We start from the raw sequence: 19,466 nt of genomic DNA on the forward strand, positions 1-19,466 counted from the left end.
CGACGCCTCGTTGCTCGTCGAATTCTTGCTCCGGCCAGCTTTTCACTCGGCAGGTCTGGTAGCACACTACATTCATTCGTTGGTGGCGATCGCCTCCGGGCGAAGCACGGCGAGCAGGTGGCAGGGCGGCAGGGGCGTACGTGCTCGCGACAGCTCGCCCCCTCGACGCGTGGAAGCCCATGAAGGCGCCTCGAGCCTGCGGACCGGCCGAGGCGCTCGCATCCACGTTGACCCGTGTCCGCTCCTGGAGAACATCGATGTTCAACCTCACCCATCATCGCCTCTCGCTGCTCGCCCTGCTCGGCGTGCTGACCGCGCCAGCGCTCGCCTGCGAAGCCCCGCGCGAGGGCGGTGTCGCAGGGGACCTCGCCCAGGCCGAGCTCGACGTCGAGGACGATGTCGGCGCGCTGGCCTCGGCCGAGGTCGCCGTGGCGGACTATTTCATCGCGACCCGTCCTGACTACCGCAGATGCGCCGCGCCGATGTGCGGCGGCCATTTCGTCGCCCGCGTCAACACGAGCGTGACCCGCTGCGCCGATGGAACTTGGCAAGAAGAATGCCACATGTTCGAGCTGGATCTGTCCGGGCTCGGGCTCGATCGCTCGACCGAGGCCAAAGCCAGAGAGGCGTTCGGTGCCGGGCAGGCGCTGGTCCGCGGCGGCCTGAAGCAGGTCCAGCTCGGCGACCTGCGGTCGCGGCCGGCTGACGTCCTCGTCGCCAGCGAAATCTGGCTCGGGGCGACGGGCAATGCGCCGAAGGGCCACTTTTCTCGGGTCGACAGCGCCGGGATCGTGTGCGTGACGTATCCCTGCCCCTCCTTCTCCGAGCATAGCCTGAACACCAACCTGAGCGGTCCACTCGACGGCATCGATCTGTCCGCGTCCGGGGCCACGGTAAAGCAGGTCGAAGGCGGCATGACGGCGCTCTCCACGCCCGGTCTGCTGGTCGCCGGTCAACACACGGTCATCACCGGCCCGGCCGGCTCGATGAACCGCCTCGACGCGGCGGAGTTCTACCTGCGCCTGAAGTGACGCCGGCTGGGCGGCTCGTGCTTCTTGCGCGCCGCGTTCACGACAAACCAGATCATGGCCAACGCCGCGAAGGCGATGACGCCCGTGGCAAGCGCTTTTGCTCCGGTGATGAGCTTGCGGAGCCGAGTCCGACCGGTTCGTTCCATGTTGAACGAGAGCCTCCGCTCGTCGGGCTCGACATCACCTGGGGCAACCTCGTCATGCGCAGCACACGCTAAGTCCGGGATCGCTTACGCGACCCAGAACGGGCTCGCCCGCACGGCCGGGAGCTGAACGAGCGCAACGACTTATCCATGGCTCGAAGGGGCCGTGTTCGCTCGGCAGCCTGCGAGCGAGGTGCTTCACCGACCGCCAGGGCAGCGTGACATGTCACGTGACATGTCACGATCGCGGCGTGACATGTCACGTGGAGGCCCTGGAGGCGGCAGCGCCGGCCCGAGGGGGCGGCGCTGCGCGCGGGCGCGCGCCAGCCACGTGACGGCAGCGGGCAGCAGCCTGCGACGGGCCACGCGACCGCGCCGACGAGCATTGTAGCGCGGGATGGCGAGAGATCGGCGCGCCTCTCCACGTGAATCGGCTGGTACGCCTTCTGCATTCACGCACGCGCACGCGCACGCGCACGCGCACGCGCACGCGCACGCGCACATGGGGGCCTGCCGTCTCTAGGCGCCGGTGGTTCAAGAGGAGATCAGCGATGCATTTTCAATCACCATTTCAACGGTGGCTATTCATCTTATCGACATGGTTGTTCGGTGGGGCGCTGCTGGCCGGCGGCGCCGGCTGCGGCCCCGAAGCGCCCGCAGGCGTCAAGCTGCGGCAGCAGTTCCCCGATCAGGCAGCGCAGGTCCTCGAGGCCAGCGAGGCGTTCGTCGCGGTCAACGGCGGTTTCTCGCTCGCCTCGCTCGGCGATCCGAGCCGCGAGCTCGACATCGAGGCAGCGTTGCTGCGCCGCGGCGGGCTGCACGCCGCCCTGCCGGCCCGCGGCGAGGGCGAGATCCGGTTTCATCTGCCCGGCGGGTTCGAGGCGCGCGTGCGCGAGCTCGACGCCGAGGGCGAGGGCGAGCTCGCCGAGCGCGCGGTGGCGTATCCGCGCAAGGGCGGCACGTCGTTCTGGTCGGCGATCGACGCGGGCTACGAGGAGTGGCTGCTGCTCGACGCGGGCGTGGCGCGCGCGGATGCGCCCGCGGCGGTGTGGCAGGTCGAGGGCGCGACGCTCCGGCAGCAGCGCGACGCGGTCGAGGTGGTCGACGAGGCCGGCGCGGCGCGGCTGCGCGTGACGGCGCCGGCGGCGTACGCGCGCGGCGGGCGGCCGATCGCCGTGCGCCTCGCGGTGCGCGGGGCGACGATCGAGCTGTGGGCCGACGCGGGTGGAGAGCCGGCGCTGGTCGACCCGGTCTGGACGTGGGCGCCCGCGATGAGCACGGCGCGCAGCGGGCATACCGCGACGGTGCTCTCGAGCGGCGACGTGCTCATCGTGGGCGGCTACAACGGCGCTGTGGTTGCGAGCGCGGAGCTCTATGACCGGGACACGAATAGCTGGTCGCCGGCCGGGTCGCTGACCACCGCCCGCCGCTACCACACGGCGACGCGGCTGAGCAACGGCTGGGTGCTCATCGCGGGCGGCAGCAACGCCTCCAACGTGTCCCTCGCGAGCGCGGAGCTCTATGACCCGAACACGAACAGCTGGTCATCGGCCGGGAGCCTGACCGTGGCGCGCTCCGGGCACACCGCGACGTCGGTCGAGGACGGCAAGGTGCTCGTGACCGGCGGCCAGAGCGACAGCTCCACCTACTTGGCGAGCACCGAGCTCTACACTCCCGGGTCCAATAGCTGGTCGCCCGCCGCGCCCATGACCACGAGCCGCAGCGGGCACACGGCGACGCGGCTCCTCGACGGCAAGGTGCTCGTCGCGGGCGGGCGCAATGGCGCCTACCTGACGAGCGCGGCGCTCTACGACCCGGGCAACAACACATGGTCGACGGCGGGATCGATGGGCGTTGCCCGCAACAAGCACACGGCGACGCTGCTTCCGGACGGCAGGGTGCTGATGGTGGGCGGCGCCGACTCGAACTCTCACGAGCTCTCGAGCGCCGAGATCTACACCCCGGGGACGCCGCCCACCTGGACCCCGGCCGCGTCGATGGCCACCCCCCGCATGTCCCACACGGCGACTCGATTCCTGAGCGGCAAGGTGCTCGTCACGGGCGGAACCACCGCGAGTAGCACGGAGACCGACAGCGCGCAGATGTACGACCCGGCGACCAACACCTGGATCGCCATCAAGCCAATGGGCAGCAAGCGCACCCAGCACACCGCGACGCTGCTGGGCCTCAGCAAGGTGCTCATCACGGGCGGCTTCAGGCACGACGGCCTCACGACCGGGTACCTGGCGAGCGCCGAGCTCTACGACCTCGACGCCGAGACATGGAAGTTCGTCGCGCCGATGGCCATGGCCCACCCCGCCGGTGCCGCGGTGCGGCTCCAGGACGGCAGGGTGCTCGTGACGGGCGGATACGACGACGATGGCGACGAGGACCCCGAGAATACCGCCGAGCTGTACAACCCGACGACCAACACCTGGACGTCCGCGCCCGACATGCCAGTGGACCGAACATGGCACACGATGACGCTGCTCGGGAACGGCAAGGTGCTGGTCGTGGGGGGCTTTGAGGACGTCTCTGCGCTGGAGAGCGCCGCGCTCTACACGCCCGCCACCAACACGTGGTCATCGATGGGACCCACGGGCTTCGATTTCGCCCGGACCTCCCATACCGCGACGTTGCTTCAGAGCGGCAAGGTGCTGGTCGCCGGGGGAGATCCCAATAGTGTCAACGGTCAGGCGCCCACCGCGCTCTTCAACCCGTCGACCAACATCTGGTCGCCGGCCGGGCCCATGGTCGTTCCCCGTTGGGTTCACACCGCGACGCTGCTCCAGAACGGCAAGGTGCTGGTCACCGGAGGCCGGCGCAATAGCAACGATAGCTATACCAAGACCGCCGAAATTTACGATCCGACGGCCGACGCGTGGGCGGCTGCGAGCGACATGATTGCCGCTCGCGGAGAACATAGCGCCACGCTGCTCGCCAGCGGTGACGTGCTGGTCGTCGGAGGGCGCGATGCCTCGAGTTATCTGTCGACCACCGAGATATATCATCCGGCGTCGAACGCCTGGTCAGCCGGTCCTGCGATCATCGCCCGCTCCATGCACGGCGCGACGCGGCTCAACGACGGCAGGGTGCTCATCGCGGGGGGGCGAAACGGCGCCGGCATGCTCCGGAGCACCCAGGTCTACAGCCCGGTGTCGAACACGTGGACCACGACGGGGCCGATGGACCAGCCCTATACGTTGGACAGCATGATGCTCCTGCTCGCGGACGGCAGGGTGATCAACGTGGGCAATTACGACGGGAGCGTCGAGATCTACACCCCCTGACGCCCGCGGGGCCATCGCGTCCGCTTCGCCCGGATCGCGGCGGTTCGCCACCGCAAATTCGTCCTTGGGCAACGCTGTAGTGGCTAGTCTCTACGCACGTCCCGCCCGCCCAGGCACACGCCCACGTAATCGGCGACCATCCTCTCCAGCGAGAACCGCTCCCGCGCGCGCTCCCACCCCGCCGCCCCCACGCGCGCCCGCCGCGCCGGATCGGCGCCCAGCTCCACGAGCGCCGCGGCGAGCGCCTCGGCGTCGCCCGGCGGCACCAGCCGGCCCGTCACGCCGTCGTCCACCTGCTCGGCCATGCCGCCGACCGCCGTGGCCACCACCGGCAGCCCCTCGGCCATCGCCTCCAGCGACGCGTTCGGGCACCCGGCGGGCTCGGCGATCAGCGCGAACACGTCGAGCTCGCGCAGGAACGCGCGCGTGTCGGCGAGCTCGCCGACCCACTCGACCGACAGCCCCGCCGCCATCCGCCGCAGCTCCTCGGCGTGCGCCTCGGCGCCGCGCTCCACGCCGCCTGCGATGCGCAGCACGTGCGGCGGCAAGCGCGGCGCCGCGAGGCGCAGCGCGGCGAGGAGCTCGTCGAGCTTCTTGTGCGGGTGGATGCGCGCCGCCGTCCCGATCGCGAGCCGCCCGTGCCCGCCGCCGGACGCGCGCTGCTCGGGCGCCGGCGCGCGCAGCGCCGCAGACGGGCGCGGGCCGAGCGCCACGCCGTTCGGCACCACGTGCGCCGGCGCCCCGAGCACCTCGGCGGCGAGCGCCGCCTCGGCTCCGTACTTGACGATCACCCCCGCAAGACGAGCTCCATAGTCGCGCGGCGCGCGGTACGGCAGCCCGCGGCGCGGCGACGCGAAATACCGGCGCAGCGAGGCGAAGTACATCTCGCCCGGGCTGACGTCGAAGAGCGGGACGTCGAGCAGCCCGTCGGCCAGGAGCACCTTGTGCTCGGCGATCACGTTCCACATCAGCACGGCCTCCGGCGGGTCCTCCTCCATCGCGCGCAGCAGGCGCTCCACCGCCTCGGCCGGCTCGATGTCGGCCGGCGGCGGCACCGCCAGCACCGGAATGCCCGCGGCCGCGAGCGCGCGGCGCCCCGGCGTCGGGTACTCCGGCTGCTCCTCGATCACGGCCGCCCGGCCGCGCACGCCGGCCGCCGCGAGGCCGAGCAGCAGCCGGCGCGCGCTGGACTGGGCCCCGCCCATCGAGAAGTTGTTCGTGACGAGGAGCAGCCCGTCGCCCCGGTGCACACCGCGGTTCCGCGCGATCGCCCGCGGGTAGAGCCGCGCATACCCCTCGGCCATCCGCGCGAGGCTGAAGTGCCGCGCCACGACCTCCCGGCCGCTCGACGGCCCTACGCCGGCGCGCGCCTCCGCCACGGCCTCCCGGCCGCTCGTCGACCCGCCGCGCGCGTCGCCCGCGGCGCCGGTGCGCGCCGCCGCCACGATCGCCCCGGCGAACCGCTCGGGCGCGGCGTCGAGCGGCAGGTGGACCATCGCCGGCGTCTCGGCCGCGATCTCCGCGGTGCCGCCGGCGCCGGTCGCGACGACCGGGAGGCCCGCCGCGAGCGCCTCCAGGTGCGCGAGGCTCAGCCCCTCGTGGGCGCTCGGCGACACGAGGACGTCGGCCGCCGCGAGCAGCCCGGCGACGTCGCCGACCGCCCCGGCGAAGCGCACCTCGGCGCGCAGGCCGAGCCGGTCGACCTCGCGCCGGATCTCCGCTTCCGCGGCCAGCGCCTGCTCGCTGCCCGGCGATGCGCTCCCGGCGATGACGAGCCGAGCCGCCCGCGGGTCGCCGGCCGCCGCCAGCGCGGCCCGCGTGGCCGCGAGGATTCCAGGCAGCAGGTGCAGCCGCTTCTGCGGCCGCGGGTTCGCCACGGCGAGCAGCACGAGGTCGTCCGGCGCGATCTCGAGGCGCCTCCGCCACGCCGCGGCCTCCGCCGACCTGGATCGGCGCACCGCCTCCCCCGATCCGGGCGCGTCCGTCGCCTCGGCCCGGCGAGCTGTCTCTGCAGGCGCGAGGTCGATGCCGTTCCAGACCGTGCGCGCCGGGATCGGCAGCGCGCGCTCCGCGAGCTCCGCCTCGACCGCGCGCGCGCACGCAACGAGCAGCGCCGCGTCGTCCGGAGCGAGGCGATCGAGCCCCGCCGGCCAGCCTGCAGCCACGTTGTGCACCGTGACGAGCGGGCGATACCCGCGCGCGGACAGCCGCGCGAGGTCCTCGGCGTCGAACAGGTGCGCGTGCGCGAGATCCGCGCCCCACGCGGCGAGCCCGCGGGCGAGCACGTCGAAGCGCGCCTCCCGGTCTCCGCGCGCATCGGACAGATCGAGCGCCTCCGGCGGCGCGGCGAACGTGGCGCGGGTCGGCCGGTACACCGCGCAGACGAGCGAGCGCACGCCGCGCCGCGGCAGCTCCCTCGCGAGGTCGATCGCGATCCGCTCGGCGCCCCCCTGCTGCAGGCTGGTCACCACCTGCGCGACCCGCAGCGCCGCGCCGTCGCACACGTCGAGCGGCGCGTGCCGCACCACGCGCGCACGCCGCGCCCCGAGCTCGCCCTGGAGCGCGGCGTCGAGCGGCTCGCCCGCGCCGAGCCGCGCCGCGACGCCCGCGGCGAGCGCCCCGTCGAGGTACACGCTCGCCGCGCGGGGCAGCCCCGGAGCGCGGCGGGCGCGCGCGGCGCGGCTCAGCTCGCCGCCCGTGGCGCGCAGCAGCTCGGCCCACGCCGTGGCGTCCGGCTCGGGCACGGAGGGCGCGGCGAGGTCGATCGGCGCAAGGACGGCGCCGAGCGCGCAGAGCGGCAGCCCGGTGTCGCTCGGCGGCGGGAACGGGTCCGGCTCGATCGCCGCGGAGGGCGCAGGCCAGGCGCCCCCGCGCACGAGCCACACCGGCCCCGCCGCGAGCGCCTCCGCCGCGGCCGCGAGCGGCGCCGCCGTGAGATCGACCGGCGCGAGCCCGGCGAGCCGGAGCGCGCGCAGCGTGCGGCCGGCGCGGGCGCGGTGCGCGGGCGCTTCGGCGAAGACGGCGCAGAGCGGGCGGCGCATGCGGGAGCTGCGGAACATGCGAACCATGTGAGATCGAGCGGCGCGGCTCAGTAGGCCGATGGATAGCCGCGGAACGGCGCGGCAGCGGCCACGTCCGGCGCGCTCGAGATCCGGTCCCGCGCCCTGTGCCCCGCGGCGGCCGCGCGCGGCGCGGCGGACGGCGCCGCGGCCCACCCGGCCGCGCGCGGAGCGGCCCACGCGGCCGCGCCGATCTGCTCCACCTCCACGGCGGATGGGACGCCGCCCGTGTAGACGAACTGCCCGCGCGGGCCCGGCTCGATCGGGACCGACGCGCGCCGCATCGCGCCCTTCACGAGGCAGCGGTAGTGGAGCATCGACCCGTGCAGGTGCGGGGGCGCGTGCAGCCAGAAGCCGTCGCCCTGCGGCCGGAACGTCACGCCGGGCGGCGCCCCGGCCATGGGCCTGCGGCCGACCGCGCGGCGCACGAGCAGGCCGATGAGGCCGATGACGGCGCTGGCCAGGACGACGCCGCCGCCGATGAACCCCACCGTCGCCGCGGTCGACCAGGAGCTCGAGCGCGGCGCCTGCGCGGTCGCCGCCGGCGGCGGGGTCGGCCCAGGCGCCGTGGCAGGGGCGCTCGCCGAGAGCGCGGCGACCACGCGGAAGCCGTTGTCCGCGTTGCGGCTGCCAGGGTCGTTGCGGTACCGCGCCGCGGCGCGCAGGTGCTTCGCGTCCTTGAGCCACGATCCGCCGCGCAGCACGCGCCGGGGCTTGTCGCCGGCCGGGGGCGCCGTCTGCTCGGGGTCGACCGCCGGGCCGGGCGCATAGGGGCCGTACCAGTCGCGACACCACTCGTAGACATTGCCGCTCATGTCGTGCAGGCCGAAGGCGTTCGGCTGCTTCTGCCCGACAGGCCTCGTCCCGCTCCCCGCGTTGCCCTTGAACCACCCGATGGCGGCCGCGGCGCTGTCGTTGTCCCCCGCATAGAACCGCGTCTGGGTCCCCGCGCGGTCGGCGTACTCCCATTGCGCCTCGGTCGGCAGGTCGAAGGCGCGGCCGGTCTTCTGCGTCAGCCAGCGGGTGAACTCGCCCGCGTCCTTGAAGGTCACGAGCGTCACCGGGTGCACGTCGGTCTGCGGGAAGCCGGGAGTCCTCCAGGTGAACTCCTTGCGCTGCGAGAGGCCCTTGCCGTCGAACCCGAACCCGCCGGAGGCGCCGGCCTCGGCTTCCGTGCGGTAGCCGGTCTCCGCGGCGAAGCGCGCGAACTGCCCGACCGTGACCGGAAACTTCCCCAGGTAGAAGTCGCGGCCGAGGGTCACGTCCCGGACCGCCTCGTCGTCGCCGCGCCCGGCCTCCGCGGGCGGCGAGCCCTGGCGGAAGCGCCCCGCCTTCACCAGCACGAGCTCCAGCTGCACCCCCCCGAGGTCGATCGCGAGGGCGGGCGCCGGATCCGCGGCCCGCGCCGAGGCCGGGGCGAGGAGGGCGACGGCCGCTCCGAGGACGAGCGCAGGAAGGACGCGGCAGGCAGTGACGCGAGGCTGCACGGGCCCACGCTACCAGAGAGCGCGGCCAAGGTGCGCTCACAGCGACCCGAGCGGCGCAGGCGCCCGAGCGGCGGTGAGCGCCCGGATCGCCCTCGCCCCGCCGGAAGAGCGGCGCGCCGGCGCGCGCCCCTACCTCGCTACCTTGCGCCGCGCTCGCGACATCACGCTTATCAAAACGTCTTTACAGTTCTTCACTCAACACATGATCTGACCGGCACCGCCGCGAAAACAGCTACAAAACGGCCCTCCAACGCCGCTCCGGCGGACCCATCGGGGCCGGGATCGAGGCTCGACAGGCGCTCGTCCGTATGGCATCCAGCGATGCTCGACGCCGGACTCAACCGCGGTCGAGCGCGCCCTGGCCACAGCTCACAGCGAAGCGAAAGGATGTACGCACTGTCGGCCGAGGCGTTCGATGTGCCATGTCACGAGGACGAGCGCGGGGCGCGTGGCTCGTCCTCCGGCGCTGAGGACGTCGCATCCTTGCTGCGCGATGGCCGCCTGACGACCGATCGTTCAGCGTGGGAGCTCACAGCGAATGACCCGCAGCGCGCCTTGAACCGCGAGCTGCGAGCGGCTGGACGAGCACAGCCTGTCCTCGCTCTCGCGACAGACTCACGTGTGGGTGGTGGGGGGATTCCCCCATCCTGCCGGCATGAGGGAACCGCCAAGTCGCCACATGCGCCCCTCGCCGCGGCGGATGGCAGCGAGGACAGTGGGGAGTTCGGCGCGGCGCCGAGCGTACGTGTCGACATGGTGAGCGGTACGATCATCTACCCCCGCGCGTCCACGTTTGATCTGCGGCGGGGCGCCGACAAGGACATTGCTTTCGGCGGCGGCAATCACTATTGCATCGGGGCGACGCTGGCTCGCCTCGAGGTGCGGTTCGCCATCGACACGCTGCTCGGCCGCTCTCCGAGATGGGGCTCGCGGGACCGGCCGAGCGGGCGCGGCCGCCCTCGATCCTGGAGATGACTTCATTATCCGTCCGCCTCCGCCCTCGATGGGATGAGGCCGGCCGCGGACGTGCCGGCGCGGACCAGCCGGCGTCGATCGATTTCCCCGGGTGCGCGCCCCTCCGCGAGCCCCCGGGAGCCATGTGCGCGCGACACGACCGGCGCGCGCGAGATGCGATACCAACACACGGCAGGGATCAACGCATGCGAACAACGACCTCACTCATTGCTCTCCTCGGCGCAGCCGCGCTCTTCGGCTGTTCTTCCTCGGACTCCGGCCCTCAACCCTCCGAGGACGAGCTGCTGGCGCCGCCGGCCGAGGGCACCGGCGTGCAGTATCGGATGGTCTCCACGCTCGAGCCGGGGCAGGAGATCGAGCGCTGCCAGCTCTTCGTCGCGCCGCCGGAGGGGCTCAACGTCAACCGGGAGATGGTGCGGTACTCCGGCGGGAGCCACCATGTGCTCCTGTACGCGACGCCCTACACGTCGATCCCGACCGAGACGCGCCGGGGCGTCGCCCTGGACGCGAGCCAGGTCCACGACTGCAACGACGGCCCCCAGGCCGACTGGGAAGCCACCGGCGTGGTCGCCGGCTCCCAGTCGCCCGACGGCAACTCGTTCCTGGGCGAGCTCCCGGAGGGCGTGGCGCTCAAGGTCGCGCCGGGCACGGTGCTCCTCATGAACACCCATTACGTGAACGCGTCGCCCGAGGCCATCGAGACCGACGCGCGCATCAACCTCTACACGATCGCGGACGACGAGGTGAAGGTCGAGGCGGGCATGCTCTTCCATTACAACCCCTTCATCAGCGTGCCAGCGCACGGAAAGTCCACGGCGCGCATGCGTTGCGTCACCGAGAACGACATCTCGGTGGTGAGGATCCAGTCGCACATGCACCGCCGCGGCGTCGGCTACGTCGCGCACAAGGTCGATCTCGACGGCACGATGACGGAGCTCTATGCCCACGACAGGTGGGAGGGGGTCCCGTCCGAGGAGTTCACGCCGTTCCTCGAGGTCAAGGCGGGAGAGTCCCTGGACTACCGCTGCGAGTTCAACAACGTCGAGGATCGCAACATCGCGCAGGGCCTGACCAGCCGCGACGAGATGTGCATGCTGATCGGGCCGTACTTCCCGCGCTCCCCGGCCTACGAGAACTGCGACACCGAGGAGGGCATGGTCGCCGCGACGTGGTTCGGCGACGGGAAGACCACGTGCGCCGAGGCGTTCGAGTGCCTCGGCAACGCCCAGGATGACGCCGCGGTCTACGGCTGCGTGGTGAACAGCTGCGAGAGCGTCGGGCCCCAGCTCTCGGCGGCGCTCGCCTGCCAGATGACGGGGGGGAACGGCGCCTGCAACGAGGCGTGCAGCGGCGAGGACGCGGAGGCCTGCAGCACGTGCGTGGGCGAGGCGTGCGCCGCAGAGATGGAGGCCTGCCAGACCGCGACGTGCAACTGACGTCGCGATGACAGGCGCCGCGGGGCGGCCCTGCGCCACCCCGCGGCGATCCTCCCGCTCCCGTGCCGCTCGCTCAGGGAGCCGCGAGGAGCTCGGCCGCGAGCTGGATCCCCAGCTCCTCGGCCTTCGCGTGGTCCTCGACAGGATCCACGACCGCCCGCGGCCCCGCGAACGCGATGTAGGTGACGCCGCTCTCCACCCCGGCGCCCGGCCGCTCGATGCCTACGGCCTGCGCCATCGCGTACGATCCCATCCCGATCGTATCGCACTCCCCGGTATCGCCGAGGATGCCATAGGCGACCGTGTCGCCGCGGATGACCGCCACCACGGCCCCCAGCTCGACACCGGCGTCTCTGTGGTTCCACGCCACCGCGTCGCATTCGTCGGGCCAGCTGTTGGGGGCGACGACGAACGGGAGATGGACCGAGTCGAGCGCGTTTCCCTGCGAGTCGGCCAGCGCCGTGTGAGCAGTCGACGAGGGACACTCGGAGGACTCATGGGATAGACCGTCGCAGTCGATCCCCATCCCGGCTTGCCAGAAGTACGCCCCGTTCAGCCCGCAGACAGGGATGCCGGGCTCCGCGTTACCGTCGAACGCGTTCCTGAAGAGCCCCGACGAGGCCGGGCGGCATGACGCCGTGAGCGCGAGCAGCTCCGCCGCCGTCGGAGGGCCCGGCGCCTGACCCCCGCCGGCTCCGCCCTCGCCGGCGCCACCCTCGCCGGCGCCGCCGCTGCCCCCGTCGCCTCCCCCGCCTGTGCCGCCCTCGCCAGCGCCTCCCTCGCCGGCGCCAGCGCCTCCCTCGCTTGCGCCGCCCCCGCCTGTGCTGCCGGCGCCGCTCCCGACTGCGCCTCCCTGGCCGACGCCTCCCTGGCCGACGCCTCCCTGACCTGCGCCTCCCCCGCCCTGGCCGGCGCCGAACACGAGATCGCCGACCCCGGAGAGGCTCGTACACGCGCCGCCGCCGGAGAGCGCCAAGGCCGCGAGCGCTCCCCCGATCCACGCCCTCCTCGCGCCTGGCGCCAGCGCTCGCATCAGAACGTCCCCTGGAGCTCGATCCGCCCGAGGCCCACCCCGGCGCTCCAGACCACGCCGCGCGGCGCTCGCGGCGGCGCGCCCGCAGCCGCAGGCGCGCCCGCGGCCTCGGACGCGCTGCCGCCGCCGGGCCGGACCACGAGCAGCACGACCCCTGCCGCGGCCGCCGCCGCGCCCACGGCGAAGCCCACGGTGGACACATGGCCCAGCGTGGCCGCTGCATCCGCGTCGCCTTGCAGCTCGGCCGGGCAGCGCCGGCCCTCGCAGCGCGACCTGATGTCCGAGACCTGCGACAGCGACATGAGGCCGGTCACGGCGCCGACGCCGATGCCCACCGCCCCGAGCCCGAACGCGACGCCGGCGGGGACCAGCGAGCCGCCGCCCTCCGCCCCGGCCGGCGCCGCGGGCTCGGCGCGAGGGGGCGCCTTCACCGCGGCCGCGTCCAGCGCGGCGCGCACGCCCGCGAGCTCGGTCTCGGCGTCCTTCCGCGCCTCGAGAAACGCCGTCGGCGGATCCTCCGGGAGCGGCTCGCCGAGGACCTGCTCGTACAGGTCGCGCGCGGCCTCCAGGCGGCCGAGCTTGCGCTGGCACCGCGCCATGTAGAGCACCAGCGTCGGCGCATGAAAGAGGCGATCCGCCTCCTGGAAGACGTCGAACGCCTCCTGCCAGCGGTCCGCGCCGTACAGCTTGAGCCCCTCGTGCGCCTTGGTCCGGGCGGCCTGCTGCGCCTCGGCCGCGGCGCCGTCCGGCGGAGGCGCCCCGAGCGCCGGCACGCCAGCCAGCAACGTCACAACGAACGCACACCGGCGAAGACAGTTCGAGAGCATCATCATCCTTGTCCGTCAGAAGCGGTCAGAAGCGGTCAGAAGCGGTCAGAAGCGGTCAGAAGCGGTCAGAAACCGGAGTAGAAGCCGGAGAGGGCGCCATGGCCGTCGCCTGCTTCACGGCCCCGCGCGCCCGCGCGCGCCGCCTCGCCGCGGCGGCCGACACCTTAAGGGGAAGAGCGCACCACCGTCCAGCGACGACTCGGACGACTCGGATGGCGAGCGCCGTGATCTCCCAGCATCCCCGGCGCGCCCGCCGCCCGCCCGGCGAGGTCACCGCGGCGCCGCGGCGCTGGCCAGGGGCCGCGCGCGCCGCGCCGGTCCATGGCGAACGAGCGAAACGAGCGGACCGCCGACGACGCCGCGTCGAAACGGATTCGATACATGGCGCATGGTACGGCTTCATGCATGACTTGCCCCCTCAAACGCTCGGATGAACTGGCGGCGCGAGCTCGATTGAGGCTCGACAATGTCCTGACGGATGAGCCGTCGCTCGTGGACCTGCTCCGGGTGGTCACCGTCGACGTCCACGAGGCAGCGAGCGTCGAAGAGGCGCTGCATCGCACCATCACGCACATCTGCAATCACCTCGGCTGGCCGGTCGGGCATGCGTACGTGCCGGCCGCGGACGATCCGTCTCTGCTCCTTCCCACGGCGCTCTGGCACCTGAACGATGAAGCAAAGTTCGCGACGTTCAAGGCTGTCACGGAAGCGACACAGTTCACCGCGGGGCTCGGTCTCCCCGGGAGGGTGCTCGCCTCGAAGCAGCCGGCGTGGGTGCGCAACGTCACGATGGACGCCAATTTCCCGCGCGCCAGGCTCGCGAGGAACCTGGGCGTGAAGACGGGGTTCGCGTTCCCCGTGGTGGTCGGCGCGGACGTCGTGGCCGTGCTGGAGTTCTTCTCCGACGCCGAGCACGCGGACGACGGGAAGTTCACGGCGACCATCGGCCGCATCGCGCGGCAGCTCGGCCGCATCTTCGAGCGCAAGCACGGGCAGGAGATGCTGAGCAGGGAGCGGGACTTCATGGCGGCCGTCATGGATCTCGTCGACGGCCTCATCGTGGTGCTCGACGCGCGGGGCCGCATCGTCCGCATGAACAGCGCCGCCGAGCAGGCGCTGGGGAGCGCGCGGGGGCTCCGGGAGGCCCGGTTCCTCTGGGATCTCACGCCCGATCCGCACGCGTCGGCGCAGCTCAAAGGCCTCTTCGAGCAGCTCGGCGCGGGCGGGTCGAAGAAGCAGGTGGAGGTGCCGTGGACGGCTGCAGACGGCGCCCGCCGGGTGACGGCGTGGTCGGGCGCCGTCCTGCGCGGCAGGGACGAGAGGGTCCGGTTCGTCATCATGACCGGCATCGATCTGACGGAGCGCAAGCGCGCCGAGGAGGAGCGCGCGCGGCTGCAGGAGGAGGTGATCAAGGCCCAGGACGCCGCGCTGGCGAAGCTGTCCGTGCCGCTCATCCCCATCCGCGACGACGTGGTGGTCGTGCCGCTCATCGGCCCGCTCGAGGCCGGGCGGGTGCGCCGCATGATCGAGACGCTGTCGCGCGGCATCGCGAACCGCCGCACGCGGATCGCCATCATCGACCTGACCGGCGTGGACGAGATCGATCCGCCGGCGATGGAGGCGCTGCTCGAGGCGGTGCGGGTCGCGGGCCTCCTCGGCGCGCGGGTGGTCCTCACGGGGATCCGCCCCGAGGTCGCCCAGCGCCTCGCCGAGCGCGGCGCGGACATGGGCCGCTGCGCGGTGAAGAGCTCCCTCCAGAGCGGGATCGCGTTCGCGATGGCGAGCCGCTGAGCCGCTGAGCCGACCAGCGCGCCCGACGTCGGGTGTCGTCCGTCCGTGACCGGAACGGCATCATCACTGCATGGAACAGGGACGAACGCGACACCGCCGCGCCCTCGTTCCGTGCTGTAATGAGGCGCTCCTGACAAACCCCTCGTTTTGCTGGCGTTTTCAGAGAAGAATTCAACAGGGAGGCGGGGAGACGGGGAGATCGGTGGTATTTCACTCCCCGTCTCCCCGACTCCCTGTGAATCTTCGCGGGAAATTCGAGGGGATGCTTCAGGAGACGATCCCCAGAAAGGTCCGGTGCAGCGCCATGCGATCGACGTCTTCCCTCTTGAAGCGATGCTTATGGGTTCGGCTGCCTCTGCTCGCCTCGGCGCTCGCCATGGCCGCGTGCGCGGCCTATCCGCCGCTCGACGTGGACGAGGGCGCGGAGGCGGAGCTCCTCGGCGAGCACAGCGATGCGCTGTCGACGCGCGTCCGGCTCATGGCCGCCAACATCACGAGCGGCAACAACCAGAGCTACGATCCCGGGCACGGCAAGCGCATCCTGCAGGGAATCAAGCCAGATATCGCCCTGCTGCAAGAGTTCAACTACGGCGGCAACACCACCTCCGAGCTCCGCGCCTTCGTCGACGCGACGTTCGGCGCCGGGTTCAGCTACTACCGCGAGAGCGGGGCGCAGATCCCGAACGGGATCGTGAGCCGGTGGCCGATCGTGGCGTCCGGCGAGTGGGACGACACGTCGGTGAGCAACCGGGACTTCGCGTGGGCGCGCATCGATATCCCCGGCCCTGGCCACGTGTTCGCGATCAGCGTCCACCTCCTGACGTCCAGCGCGGCGGCGCGCGACACGGAGGCGCAGAACCTCGTCTCGTTCATCGAGGCGAACGTGGCCCAGGGCGATTACCTGGTGATCGGCGGCGACTTCAACACGGGGAGCCGGACCGAGGCGTGCGTCTCGAGCCTCTCGGACGTCGTCGTCACGGCCGGGCCCTATCCCGCCGACCGGAACGGGAACGCGAACACCAACGCCGGCAGGACGAAGCCCTACGACTGGGTGCTCGTCGACGGCGACCTGGAGGCGTACGAGACGGCCGTCGTGATCGGCGGGAGCAGCTTCGCGAACGGCCTGGTGGCGGACACGCGCGTCTACTCGCCGCTCTCCGAGATCAGCCCCGCGCTCTCGTCGGACAGCGGCGCCTCGAACATGCAGCACATGGGCGTCGTGCGCGACTTCCTGGTCCCCGACGGCGGCGGCGGGGCCGGCGGCAGCGGCGGGGCCGGCGGCAGCGGCGGGGCCGGCGGCAGCGGCGGGGCCGGCGGCAGCGGCGGGGCCGGCGGCGGCGGGGGCACGGGCACCGCCGCCGTGATCATCAACGAGGTCCTCGCGAACGAGCCGGGCAGCAACACGACCGGCGAGTTCGTGGAGATCGTCAATGTCGGCACGGCGGCGGCGGCGATCGCCGGCTGGACGCTCTCAGACGGCACGTCGACGCGCCATACCTTCCCGACCGGCGCGTCGCTCGCGCCCTCGACGGCCATCGTGGTGTATGGCGGCGCCTCCGCCGTGCCGAGCGGCAGCGGGGCCGTCGCGGCGTCCACGGGGTCGTTGAACTTCGGCAACAGCGGGGACACGGTCAGGCTGCGAAACGCCTCGGGCGCGACCGTGGACACCGTCACCTACGCGAGCGGGCTCGCGGCGCAGGACGGCGTCTCGATGAACCGCAGCCCCGACGCCTCCCCGGGAGCGCCCTTCGCCCTGCACAGCACCCTTGGCGCGAGCGCCTCTCCGGGCCGTCGCGCGAACGGATCGGCGTTCTGAGGCGCCGCCCGGACGAGCGGGGATTGCCCCGCTGGCCCCAGGTCGTCGTGACCCACGGCCGCCCCTGAACCAGCGTTTGCAGAGGAGTCGATCGGGCTGGTCCCGCCGAGCGGCCAACCAGCTCCTTCGCTCCAGATCTCCGCGACAGCCCATCGAGGTCGAGCGCTGAAGCGCCGCGTGCGCCGCCAGCACGAGCCTGCTCGCGGCCGCGCGAGGGGTATACCCCGGAGGCCGGTACACAGGGTTGACGGTCAGCGCCAGGGCTCTAGAGGGTGAACCGCGTCAAGGCCGGAGAGAGGCCTGACGTACAGCCGATCGTTCGAGACGAGCATCGTTCTCTCAATGGCAGGAGGGGTGATCCATGAGCAGGCTACGCCGCGGTCTCGCTACCCTGGCCGTCGTGTCGCTCACGTCGGCGGCCGCCTATGCGCAGATGATGATCTATGCGTATTCCGGGCCGACCACCAGGGCCGGAGGGGTCACCGGGACCACCCATCGAACGTTCACCTATGTGTCGATGGGCAGATGGGAGGCACGAACGAAAAATATCTGGAATGATGGGCTACAGGACCCCGAACAGGTGGATTACTACCTCGAGTACGACAGAGGGCCCGGGAAGGTCTGCTTGAGCCACGAGCACCAGGACCCGATCTGTCTCCTGGACGACGGGATCTACACCTATCGCGCGTGGCCGGGGTCCCCGAGCGCCGAGGTGAAGTGGTGGAAGCAGCAGGGGAACGGGTACTGGCAGTCGGGGAGGCCGTGATCGGCGGGCCGCGCTACGGCCGCTCCTCGCCTCCCCCGGCGCGCGCGGCGCGCGCCTCGAGCGCAGCCGGAGCGCCGCGCCGCAGCGCCGGGAGCCGCCAGAGCGACTCGACGACGCCGAGCAGGACATAGACGCCGAGCCCCCCGGCGAGGACGAGCGCGGGCCCCCAGCGGACGGAGAGGAGCGCGCTCGATCCGAGCGCGAGCGCGATGGCCAGCAGCGTGCGGGGGCCCGGCCGGAGATCCTTGAACGAGCGGAACCGGAGGGTCGACACCATCAGCATCGAGAGGAGCAGCGTCGTCGCGAGGACCGCCGGCGCGACGCCGGCGCCTCCCAGTTGCCCGCCCGCGCCGTGGCGGGTCATGACGATGGCTATCAGGATCCCCGCGGCGCCCGTGACAGGGAGGCCCACGATGTACCTCGCGGGCGACGGCGGCCCGCCCGCCTCGCCCATGGAGAGGACGTTGAAGCGGGCGAGCCGGATCGCGCCGCACGCGGCGAACACGGACCCGCCGAGCACGCCGGCGAGACCGAGGCGGTGGAGCGACCCCTGATACACGAGCAGCGCCGGGGCCACGCCGAAGGAGACGAGATCGGCCAGCGAGTCGAGCTGGACCCCGAACGCGCTCTCGGTCCGGGTCATCCGCGCGACGCGGCCGTCGAGCGTGTCGGCGAGCATCGCGACGAGGATGAGGAGCGCGGCGCGCCGGAGGTCGCCGTCGGACCGCGCGGAGGCCGAGAGCCGTATCGCGTCGAAGCCGCAGAAGACCGAGGACAGCGTGATCAGGTTGGGAAGGAGGTACAGGGCCCGCCTTGGCGCGGGCCGCGGCCGCTCCAGCGCCACCTCGCCGCGAGGGCGCTCGGGGCGCGCGCTCGTCGCCTGCCCCGGGCCCGCGGGACACCACGGCCCGACGCCGGTGTCCCACGCTGCTGGAGGATGTTCTGACATGGTGGCGATCCCGCGGGATAGGGGCGCCGCGGCTGAAGGCCGCTGACCGATGAGCGCGCCCGGCCGGCCTCGTAGTACACGAGGCGGCTCGCGTTCAAGCGGCAGGCCGCTCGGCGGCGCAGCGGTGCGCAGGCGGACCGCCGTCGACCCTCGGGGTGTCGAGGTGGCTGCGGGCGAGCTCGGCAGCCAGGCCGCCGCCCGTCACAACGGCCTGGACGTCAGAGCAGCACCGCGATGACGCCGGCCCCGATGAGCGCGACGGCCCAGGCCCGATCGAGGTTGAACCAGGCGGTGCGAAGGATGGCGACGCCGAGCTTGTGATAGACAACAAGCGCGACCGCGGCCGCCGCCCCCATCATGGCGGCCGTGTGGACGAGGACCGCGGCGAGGTAGCCCAGCGGGCTCGCGAGCGACAGGCCAGCCGCGTTGTGGCACCCGCCACCGTGGCACGGAGCGGGGCTTTCGGCGCCGAGCAGGAAGACCGGGAGCAGCATGAGCCCCGCGCCGTGCGCGGTGGCCATCAGGAAGGACCACCAGGTCAGGTCGAGGAAGCCGACGCGCATCCCGACCCACCTCGGGTGGCGCGGCCTCACCAGCTTGAGCACGCCGAACGCGACAAGCGCGGCCGCCGTGAGCCAGCGGAGCGCCGCGGCGGGGACGCTCGCGAGCCCGACCCCGAGCAGCGCGACCGTGAGGCCGATCGACGCCGCGTGGCCGAGCGCGATCGGGACGAGCGCCCGCCGCACCGCGCCGCTGCTCTTCTCCTGCAGGCCCAGGGCGACCGCGAACAGCCAGCCCATGCCAGGGTTGATGCCGTGATAGGCGCCGAGGAGCGCCAGCGTGAGCCAGGGCATCATGGCCGG

General features: G+C 72.6%; 12 protein-coding genes. 6 read left to right on the plus strand and 6 right to left on the minus strand.

Going from position 1 to position 19,466, the window contains the following annotated elements:
• Positions 1-257: 257 nt before the first annotated feature.
• Positions 258-1,031, plus strand: a complete 774-nt coding sequence (locus WME73_RS37065; RefSeq protein ID WP_437741034.1) for a DUF6748 domain-containing protein — start codon at positions 258-260, stop codon at positions 1,029-1,031.
• A 694-nt stretch (positions 1,032-1,725) separates the two neighbouring features.
• Positions 1,726-4,464: a Kelch repeat-containing protein gene (locus WME73_RS37070; RefSeq protein WP_437912618.1), complete on the plus strand. Its 2,739-nt coding sequence runs from the start codon at positions 1,726-1,728 to the stop codon at positions 4,462-4,464.
• Positions 4,465-4,547: 83 nt separating this feature from the next.
• Here WME73_RS37070 and WME73_RS37075 read toward each other — a convergent pair whose 3' ends face one another.
• Together WME73_RS37075 and WME73_RS37080 are read right to left on the minus strand one after the other, a co-directional pair.
• Positions 4,548-7,523, minus strand: coding sequence for a glycosyltransferase (locus WME73_RS37075; protein WP_437912619.1), 2,976 nt, complete (start codon positions 7,521-7,523; stop codon positions 4,548-4,550).
• 29 nt (positions 7,524-7,552) lie between these two features.
• Entirely contained in the window at positions 7,553-9,010 is a 1,458-nt protein-coding gene (locus tag WME73_RS37080) for a formylglycine-generating enzyme family protein (protein WP_437912620.1), read from the minus strand.
• 1,160 nt (positions 9,011-10,170) lie between these two features.
• Here WME73_RS37080 and WME73_RS37085 point away from each other — a divergent pair.
• Complete coding sequence (locus WME73_RS37085) at positions 10,171-11,421, plus strand: hypothetical protein (RefSeq protein WP_437741038.1); 1,251 nt, start codon at positions 10,171-10,173, stop codon at positions 11,419-11,421.
• 73 nt (positions 11,422-11,494) lie between these two features.
• Here the strand turns inward: WME73_RS37085 and WME73_RS37090 are convergent, their stop codons facing one another.
• Positions 11,495-12,454 carry a glycoside hydrolase family 75 protein gene (locus WME73_RS37090; protein ID WP_437912621.1) on the minus strand — a complete coding sequence of 320 codons (960 nt, stop codon included), beginning with the start codon at positions 12,452-12,454 and terminating at the stop codon, positions 11,495-11,497.
• Positions 12,454-13,245, minus strand: coding sequence for a tetratricopeptide repeat protein (locus WME73_RS37095; protein ID WP_437852354.1), 792 nt, complete (start codon positions 13,243-13,245; stop codon positions 12,454-12,456). The genes WME73_RS37090 and WME73_RS37095 overlap by 1 nt, the downstream gene beginning before the upstream one ends.
• Before the next feature lie 489 nt (positions 13,246-13,734).
• Between WME73_RS37095 and WME73_RS37100 the strand changes: the two genes are divergently transcribed.
• The 3 genes from WME73_RS37100 to WME73_RS37110 all read left to right on the plus strand — a co-directional run bounded on the left by WME73_RS37100 (position 13,735) and on the right by WME73_RS37110 (position 17,654).
• A complete protein-coding gene (locus tag WME73_RS37100) occupies positions 13,735-15,072 on the plus strand; it encodes an STAS domain-containing protein (RefSeq protein WP_437741041.1) in 1,338 nt (445 codons plus the stop codon).
• Between the two features lie 304 nt (positions 15,073-15,376).
• Positions 15,377-16,888 carry a lamin tail domain-containing protein gene (locus tag WME73_RS37105; RefSeq protein ID WP_437912622.1) on the plus strand — a complete coding sequence of 504 codons (1,512 nt, stop codon included), beginning with the start codon at positions 15,377-15,379 and terminating at the stop codon, positions 16,886-16,888.
• A 436-nt stretch (positions 16,889-17,324) separates the two neighbouring features.
• Positions 17,325-17,654: a hypothetical protein gene (locus tag WME73_RS37110; protein WP_437741043.1), complete on the plus strand. Its 330-nt coding sequence runs from the start codon at positions 17,325-17,327 to the stop codon at positions 17,652-17,654.
• Between the two features lie 13 nt (positions 17,655-17,667).
• On the opposite strand, the gene pssA is transcribed toward WME73_RS37110, so the two are convergent.
• Both pssA and WME73_RS37120 read right to left on the minus strand, forming a co-directional pair.
• Positions 17,668-18,603, minus strand: coding sequence for a CDP-diacylglycerol--serine O-phosphatidyltransferase (gene pssA, locus WME73_RS37115; RefSeq protein WP_437912623.1), 936 nt, complete (start codon positions 18,601-18,603; stop codon positions 17,668-17,670).
• 218 nt (positions 18,604-18,821) lie between these two features.
• Positions 18,822-19,460 (minus strand): hypothetical protein, encoded by a 639-nt coding sequence (locus WME73_RS37120; RefSeq protein WP_437741045.1) that lies wholly within the window; start codon positions 19,458-19,460, stop codon positions 18,822-18,824.
• Between the last annotated feature and the right edge of the window lie 6 nt (positions 19,461-19,466).

The organism is Sorangium sp. So ce302 (assembly GCF_051530145.1).
Taxonomy (GTDB): domain Bacteria; phylum Myxococcota_A; class Polyangia; order Polyangiales; family Polyangiaceae; genus Sorangium; species Sorangium cellulosum_B.

Bases quoted from the DNA above. Each gene is read 5' to 3' on its own strand.
- WME73_RS37065 (WP_437741034.1), top strand. From the start codon at position 258: ATGTTCAACCTCACCCATCATCGCCTCTCGCTGCTCGCCCTGCTCGGC.
- WME73_RS37070 (WP_437912618.1), top strand. From the start codon at position 1,726: ATGCATTTTCAATCACCATTTCAACGGTGGCTATTCATCTTATCGACA.
- WME73_RS37075 (WP_437912619.1), bottom strand. From the start codon at position 7,523: ATGTTCCGCAGCTCCCGCATGCGCCGCCCGCTCTGCGCCGTCTTCGCC.
- WME73_RS37085 (WP_437741038.1), top strand. From the start codon at position 10,171: ATGCGAACAACGACCTCACTCATTGCTCTCCTCGGCGCAGCCGCGCTC.
- WME73_RS37090 (WP_437912621.1), bottom strand. From the start codon at position 12,454: ATGCGAGCGCTGGCGCCAGGCGCGAGGAGGGCGTGGATCGGGGGAGCG.
- WME73_RS37105 (WP_437912622.1), top strand. From the start codon at position 15,377: ATGCGATCGACGTCTTCCCTCTTGAAGCGATGCTTATGGGTTCGGCTG.
- WME73_RS37110 (WP_437741043.1), top strand. From the start codon at position 17,325: ATGATCTATGCGTATTCCGGGCCGACCACCAGGGCCGGAGGGGTCACC.
- pssA (WP_437912623.1), bottom strand. From the start codon at position 18,603: ATGTCAGAACATCCTCCAGCAGCGTGGGACACCGGCGTCGGGCCGTGG.
- WME73_RS37120 (WP_437741045.1), bottom strand. From the start codon at position 19,460: ATGATGCCCTGGCTCACGCTGGCGCTCCTCGGCGCCTATCACGGCATC.